Origin of the sequence: Cecembia sp. (genome assembly GCF_007126775.1) — a bacterium.
Lineage (GTDB): Bacteria > Bacteroidota > Bacteroidia > Cytophagales > Cyclobacteriaceae > Cecembia.
This window is the reverse complement of record NZ_SLAP01000033.1, coordinates 1-7,451: the sequence shown is the minus strand read 5'-3', so window position 1 is coordinate 7,451 and position 7,451 is coordinate 1. Positions and strand designations below refer to the sequence as shown.

At 41.3% G+C, this 7,451-nt stretch carries 6 protein-coding genes, 1 tRNA gene and 1 pseudogene; 7 read left to right on the top strand and 1 reads right to left on the bottom strand.

Annotated features, from left to right (window positions below; genetic code table 11):
• A partial coding sequence (locus QZT73_RS02530; protein WP_291786446.1) for a DEAD/DEAH box helicase occupies positions 1 to 254 on the bottom strand: 254 nt, incomplete at its 3' end.
• A gap of 139 nt (positions 255 to 393) precedes the next feature.
• Here QZT73_RS02530 and QZT73_RS02525 point away from each other — a divergent pair.
• From QZT73_RS02525 to QZT73_RS02495, 7 genes and pseudogenes are all read left to right on the top strand, one after another.
• Entirely contained in the window at positions 394 to 1,743 is a 1,350-nt protein-coding gene (locus tag QZT73_RS02525; RefSeq protein ID WP_291786444.1) for a dihydroorotase, read from the top strand.
• A gap of 74 nt (positions 1,744 to 1,817) precedes the next feature.
• A tRNA-His gene (locus QZT73_RS02520) sits at positions 1,818 to 1,893 on the top strand.
• A 348-nt stretch (positions 1,894 to 2,241) separates the two neighbouring features.
• A complete protein-coding gene (locus QZT73_RS02515) occupies positions 2,242 to 4,158 on the top strand; it encodes an amylo-alpha-1,6-glucosidase (protein ID WP_291782728.1) in 1,917 nt (638 codons plus the stop codon).
• 10 nt (positions 4,159 to 4,168) lie between these two features.
• Positions 4,169 to 5,458: a glycosyltransferase family 4 protein gene (locus tag QZT73_RS02510; RefSeq protein WP_291782725.1), complete on the top strand. Its 1,290-nt coding sequence runs from the start codon at positions 4,169 to 4,171 to the stop codon at positions 5,456 to 5,458.
• On the top strand, positions 5,455 to 6,666 hold the full coding sequence (locus QZT73_RS02505; RefSeq protein ID WP_291782721.1) for a glycoside hydrolase family 57 protein: 1,212 nt from the start codon (positions 5,455 to 5,457) through the stop codon (positions 6,664 to 6,666). Before QZT73_RS02510 ends, QZT73_RS02505 begins: the two co-directional genes overlap by 4 nt.
• A gap of 52 nt (positions 6,667 to 6,718) precedes the next feature.
• Positions 6,719 to 7,228: a RidA family protein gene (locus tag QZT73_RS02500; protein ID WP_291786441.1), complete on the top strand. Its 510-nt coding sequence runs from the start codon at positions 6,719 to 6,721 to the stop codon at positions 7,226 to 7,228.
• Positions 7,229 to 7,451, top strand: a pseudogene (locus QZT73_RS02495) (hypothetical protein); the annotation flags it as partial. It abuts the gene before it with no gap.

Below are 7,451 nucleotides of genomic sequence, written 5' to 3'. Positions count from 1 at the left end.
CTGGTGGGGGCCAGAATCAATTCTCTTGCGTGGATTCCCTGTGCATATTTGACTTTCATCAGTAAGGGGAGTACATAGGCTGCAGTTTTGCCTGTACCGGTCTGGGCAATACCCAGTACATCATGTCCTGCCAAGGCCAAAGGAATGGCTTTTTCCTGTATTGGCGTAGGTTTGGAATAGCCTGTCTCGCTCACGGCTTCCAAAAGCTGTTTGTTCAACTTAAAAATTTCAAAAGTAGGTGTGCTATCAGACATGATTTTGTATTTTTGGATCAATCGTTCAATGGCCATCAAGTGAACACTTTTGAGTGTAAGCAGGTTGAAATTTAAGACAAGCTTAATTTGATCGTCATTTTTGAAGATGATTTTAAAGAACCAAATTCCTTAAACGCTGATGAAAAGTATACTGATAACCGGTGCAAATATAGTAAATGAAGGGGAGATAACCCGATCTGATGTTTTGGTACAAGATGGCCTGATTTATAATATCGGCAAAGACCTTTCAGAATTTGAAGCAGATATCCACATACAAGCAGATGGGAAGTACATTTTCCCCGGTCTGATTGACGATCAAGTACACTTCAGAGAGCCAGGTTTGACCCACAAAGCTGAGATTTACACGGAGGCAAAGGCTGCAGTAGCTGGAGGTGTCACCTCCTATATGGAGATGCCCAATACCGTTCCTCAGGCCGTTACGATTGATTTGCTGGAAGAAAAGTATTCCATTGCCTCAGAAAAATCCCTGGCCAACTATTCCTTCTTTTTTGGAGCAACCAACGATAATATAGATGAGATTTTAAAACTGGATCCCGAAAATGTCTGTGGGGTCAAAGTATTCCAAGGTTCTTCTACTGGAAATATGCTGGTAGATAATCAGGAAAGTCTGGAGCGCATTTTTGCAGAATGTAAAATGCTGATTGCCACGCACAGTGAGAATGATAACATCATTAAGGCAAATTTGGAAAAATACAAAAAGGAATATGGAGAAGATATTCCAGTCAAATTTCATCCCAAAATTAGGTCTGAGGAAGCCTGCTATGACGCCTCCAAAAAAGTAGTCGATATGGCAAGGAAATATGGAAGCAAGCTGCATGTTCTCCACATCAGTACCGGCAAGGAGGTTGATCTTTTTGATCCCCATATTCCTTTGGAAGAAAAAAGAATTACAGCGGAGGCCTGTATCCACCACCTTTGGTTCTCGGAGGAAGATTATGAGGAAAAAGGAAATCTAATCAAATGGAATCCTGCTGTAAAAACCAAAGCAGATAGGGATAGGATACTGGAGGGGGTTTTAAATGGAAATATAGATGTGATAGCAACAGACCATGCCCCTCATACCTTGGAGGAAAAGAGTAAGGCCTATGCTGCTGCCCCATCTGGCGGTCCTTTGGTACAGCATAGTTTAGTTGCCCTTTTGGATATGTACCATGATGGAAAAATCAGATTGGATGAAATCGCCCGAAAAACTGCCCATAATGTGGCCATTCTTTTTGAAATTGAGAAGCGGGGCTATATCAGGCCAGGATACCATGCAGATTTGGTGGTGGTTGACCTTGACAGTCCTTGGAAAGTAGATAAAAACAATATTTTGTCCAAGTGTGGATGGTCCCCATTTGAGGGCCATACTTTTCGTTCCAAAGTTACGCACACTATCGTTTCCGGACATCTTGTGTACGATAATGGCAATTTTGATGAAAGCCAAAAAGGGCAACGTTTAAAATTTTCCAGAAAATTACAGGATTGAGTATTGTAAAAGAAACTATCAAAGATTACCTTTGCATTCCGTTCGGGGAGAAGCCCCTGAACACAATTGAATACGGTGGTTGTAGCTCAGCAGGTTAGAGCGCTGGTTTGTGGCACCAGAGGTCGCCGGTTCGAATCCGGTCTTCCACCCTAAGGCCCCGAATTGAGGGGCTTCTTAGTTTTTAATACTGACAATGAACCCAAATGGCATAAATTTTGTCTGAATGGTATTAAAAAGAGATAAATGCATGTTTACATTATTTAAAGCTTCGCCAAAATTCCCGAAGGTGAAACCGGTAGACTTGAAGACTGTGAGATTATATATATCTAAGTTTGAGGAGTCATTGAGAAACTTTGAGGAAATGCAAAAAGAAGGCGTTCGTTCGTGAAAGGGCTAAAATTGAAAGGTTATGGAAACATAACCTTTTATTTTTATGGGAATTAGTTTTTCTTTCCCGCCCAAAAGGGTATTTTTATGGAAATCTCAAACTTTTAACGCATGAGTTATATCCATTTTGACAAAACCCAACTTATCAACCTGAATTACTCGCTGGATAGGGAAATTATCCGTACCAATAGGGGCGGTTGCTATACCAGTACTACGATTATAGGATGTAACACCAGAAAGTATCACGGGCTTCTTGTGGCACCTCAGCCACAGATTGATGAGCAATTGCATGTGATGTTGTCTACTGTCCATGAAACCATCATTCAAAGGGGTTCGAGTTTTAATTTGGGTATCAGCAAGTTTCCCGGTAATTATTCCCCGAGGGGGCATAAATACCTAGAAGACTTTACATCTGAGCCCATTCCCAAACTTACATATCGGGTAGGTGGGGTTGTTCTTCGGAAAGAGCTCATTTTGGATACAAACAGAGACAGGGTAATGATCCGGTATACATTGCTGGAAGCACATTCCCCTACCAAAATACAGATCAAGCCTTTTCTTGCTTTCCGGGGTTACCACCACCTTTGCAAAGCGAATGATCAAATTAACAAAGATTTTCAAAAACTCCCCAATGGGGCCAAGTTTCAGCTGTACCCACAATATAGCCCACTTTACCTTCAGCTTTCTAAAAAGAATACATTCCATTCCAAACCTGATTGGTACCACAATTTCGAATATATTTTAGAAAGAGAGCGGGGTTATGAATACCAAGAAGACCTTTATTTACCGGGTCATTTTGAGTTTGATATTGAAAAAGGAGAATCGGTAATTTTCTCAGCAGGGCTGATAGAAGCTGACCCAAGTACCCGTCAGCGTGCTTTTGAAAAAGAAATTGCACGCCGGGTACCGCGCAATAATTTTGAAAACTGTCTGATCAATTCAGCCAGCCAGTTTATTCAAAAGAGAGATGGGAAAACCCATGTGATTGCCGGCTATCCATGGTTTGGCTGGTGGGGAAGAGATACTTTCGTTGCCTCTCCGGGCCTTACCCTGACCCAAGGAGATAAGGATACTTTTCTGGCCATTATGGATACCATGGTAGAAGATCTGCATGGGCCTTTATTTCCCAATGTGGGAAGCGGCGTTATGCGGAATCTTAGCTCTATGGATGCTCCACTCTGGTTTTTTTGGTCTTTACAACAGTTCATAGCTTTTACAGGTGACAGCAAGACCATCAAGAAACGCTATTTGGTTAAAATGAAAGGGATTATTGATGGATTCAGGCTGGGTACGGATTTCAATATCCATATGCTTGACAACGGTCTTATTTATGGGGGAGAGGAAGGGCTTGCACTCACTTGGATGGATGCAGTCAATTCAGACGGTCCGGTTACTCCCAGGATTGGCTGTCCTGTTGAAATCAACGCCCTTTGGTACAATGCCCTTTGTTTTTACCATGAGCTTACAGGAGATGAAGAGGTATTGTCTCTTTCGGAACGCGTAAGGAAATCATTCCATGAAGTTTTCTGGGATGAAGAGCGTGGTTATCTCGCAGATTATGTTGATGGCTTTGAAAAAGATTGGTCGATTCGCCCAAATATGGTCATTGCAACCTCTCTGCCCTATTCTCCTTTAGAGGAAAGCCAAATGGATGCCATCTTGGAGATTGTAAAATCAAAACTGCTGACAAATAGAGGTCTTCGTTCTTTGGCGCCTGATGATCCAGGCTACAAAGGATATTACCATGGCAATCAGTTTACAAGAGATCAGGCTTACCATAATGGTACAGTGTGGGTCTGGATGTTGGGACATTTTGTAGAGGGATATCTCAGGCTGCATGGAAAATCGGGTAAGCGTTTCGTTGAAAAAATCATAGAAAGTTTTGATGGTGTCATGAGCCAGTATGGAGTGGGAACGGTAGCCGAAATATATGACGGTGATCCACCGCATAGGCCCAAGGGAGCCATTTCCCAAGCGTGGAGTATTGGAGAACTACTCCGTATCATGTATTTAGTCAAAAATATTTAATTGTTTGCATATGAAGGTTTTAATGTTTGGATGGGAGTTTCCACCACATATCTCCGGAGGACTGGGAACCGCCTGTTATGGTTTGGTAAAGGGTCTGGTTCACCATAAGCAGGATATCATTTTCGTGGTACCTAAGCTTTGGGGAGATGAGGAACCCTTGGCAGATTTTGTCAATGCCAGCGATGTAGTCATCGATTACAGGGAGCGGAAGTTCAAAAAAATATGGAAAAACCTTACCTATTTGGAAGTCAGTAGCTTTTTGGTTCCTTATTTAGGGCCGGAAGAGTTTAAGAAATATACTGATCATGCCATGCATGACCGGACAGATGTAGATGAGAGTGTATTTTCCAATAAGTTTGAATTCAGTGGAAAATATGGGAAAGACCTGATCAAGGAAGTTTCCCGCTATGCCTTGGTAGCGGCACAAATTGCCAAGTCAAAGGACCATGATGTCATTCATGCCCACGATTGGTTGGCCTACCCTGCGGGTATTGCAGCCAAAGAAATTTCAGGAAAGCCACTTATCGCCCATATTCACGCCACTCAGTTTGATAGGGCAGGTGAAGGAGGAGGAAGTGGCCCTGTGTATGAAATAGAAAAGGCAGGTTTACTTGCCGCAGACCACGTATTGGCAGTAAGCCACTTGACAAGGAAAGTGGTAATTGAAAAATATGGTGTAGATCCTGATAAAGTAAGTGTATTACACAATGCCGTATTGGATGCCAGCATTATAGAATCTAAAGTTAAAAAAAATGTCCCTGAAAAAATTGTCACTTTTTTGGGAAGGATCACTTTCCAAAAAGGACCTGAATATTTTGTAGAGGCAGCGAAAAAAGTGATTGATAGGGATCCAAATGTACGTTTTGTCATGGCAGGCAGTGGAGATTTGTTAAATAGAATGGTAGAAAGGGTCGCTGAATTGGGAATGGGCACAAAGTTTCACTTTACTGGTTTCCTAAAAGGCCAGGATGTAGATGATATGTATGCGATTTCAGATGTGTATGTAATGCCATCAGTATCCGAACCATTCGGCATTGCTCCCCTGGAAGCTGTGCGACACAATACCCCTGTGATCATTTCCAAGCAATCAGGTGTTGCGGAGGTGCTGCGGAATGCCATCAAAATCGATTTTTGGGATGTTGATGCCATGGCAGATGCCATTTTTGGCCTGTTGCATTATCACAGTATTTCCAAAATGTTTAAGGAACTTGGCAGTGAGGAACTGAAAAAATTGAAATGGGAGCATGTTGCTGCCAAACTAGTTACTGTTTACGAAAAATTACACCAAGAACAACCATGAGAACCATTTGCTTTTACTTTCAGGTACATCAACCATTAAGGATAAAACCATACAGGTTTTTTGATATCGGTGAAGACCATTATTATTGGGATGATTATTCCAATAAAAGTATCATCAGAAAAGTAGCTCAAAAGTGCTACCTACCTATGAATGAATTGCTTTTAGATCTTATCCATCGGTATAATGGTAAATTTAAGGTTACTTTTTCCATATCCGGAGTTTGTCTTGACCAGTTTGAATTGTATGCACCTGACGTATTGGAAAGTTTCAAAAAGTTGGTTGATACCGGGCATGTGGAGCTTTTGAGTGAAACGGATGCGCATGCACTTTGTTCTTTGGCCAGTAAGGATGAGTTTGTCAGAATGGTAGAAAACCACAAAGAGAAAATCAAAAGGATATTTAATGGTTATGAGACCAAAGTCTTTAGAAATACAGAGTTGATCTACTCTGATAAAATAGGGGCTATGGTGGCAGGAATGGGATTTGAAGGCATGTTGACAGAAGGCGCAAAACACATATTAGGATGGAAGAGTCCAAATTTTGTCTACCAAAATTCTGAAGACCCCAATTTGAAGATTCTCTTGAAAAATTTTCAATTGAGTGATGATATTGCTTTTAGGTTCAGCAATAAAACCTGGTCTGACTATCCCTTGACAACTGAAAAGTTTGTGAATTGGATCAACGTTATTCCAAAGGAACAGGAAGTGTTGAATCTTTTTATGGATTATGAGACATTTGGTGAACATCAATGGGCTGAGACTGGAATCTTTGAATTTATGCGGAGTCTTCCGGAAGCAGTATTCCGCTATACCAATTTCGGATTCAGTACTACCACTGAGGTAGTGAGAAATGCCAAACCCATTGCAAAAATTCAGGTGCCGACACCTATTTCATGGGCAGATGAAGAACGGGATCTTACTGCTTGGTTGGGAAATGATCTCCAAAACGAGGCATTTGCAAAATTATATGAGTTGGAATCTGAGGTGATGAAAATTGATGATCCTGAAATCAGGAGGGATTGGAGCTATTTACAGACCTCTGACCATTTCTATTACATGTGTACCAAATTCTTTTCGGATGGGGCTGTGCACTCTTATTTCAGTCATTACGATACGCCATATGATGCCTTTATCAATTATATGAATGTACTGAGTGATTTTATCCTCAGGGTGAAGAATAAAGTAAAAGAATTAAATTCTGCAACATAATAAAGCAGGGCTTGTTTGTAACAGGCCCTTTTGCTTTTAAAATACACCGACTATGAAAAATTTATTTATTCCAATTTTATTACTCTTCATGGCCTGTGAGCCCAATGTGTCTGATCAAAGCACAAGAGGAGGGTCTGAGGAAGAAGATTTCATCGTACGCTATGATAGACTGGATGCAAGTATTCTCAGAGGGGTGTATGTTCCCGAGGGTAAAGAATATTTTTATACTTCAGGTTTGGTAGCTCCTGTAAAAAACCCGGATGCGGAACCCGGAACATACCAAAGATATGGAGACACCTATGAACAGAGCATTGGAATATTGGAAAGAATTAAGGAAACCATCGGAGAAGCAGGTTTTGGGTTAGAGGACGTCATTTTCCTAAGGGTATACCTCGCACCTGATAAAGAAGGGAATGTTGATTGGAATGCCTGGTTCAAAGCCTACGGAGAGTATTTCAACAATGAGCAGAATCCCAATAAGGTTTCACGTTCTACTTTGGCGGTATATGCTTTGGCCAATCCGGATCTATTGATAGAGATTGAAGCAGTTGCTGCCAAATAAATGAAAGTAAGGAGTATCTTTTGCTTGTTTTTTCTTTTGTGGGCCACTTCCTGTGCATGTGATGGGGAAAATATTTTTAAAGCAATGACCTGGAGCATGAGTAAGTTGGCAGGGGAAGGTTATTTTCCGTCATCAGAAATTATGGCATTGGGGAATTTTGAGCATGTGGAGGTAAGCATGCAAAAAAGTTATCTTGATGGCGAGCGGAAAAATGAGGTTTCCT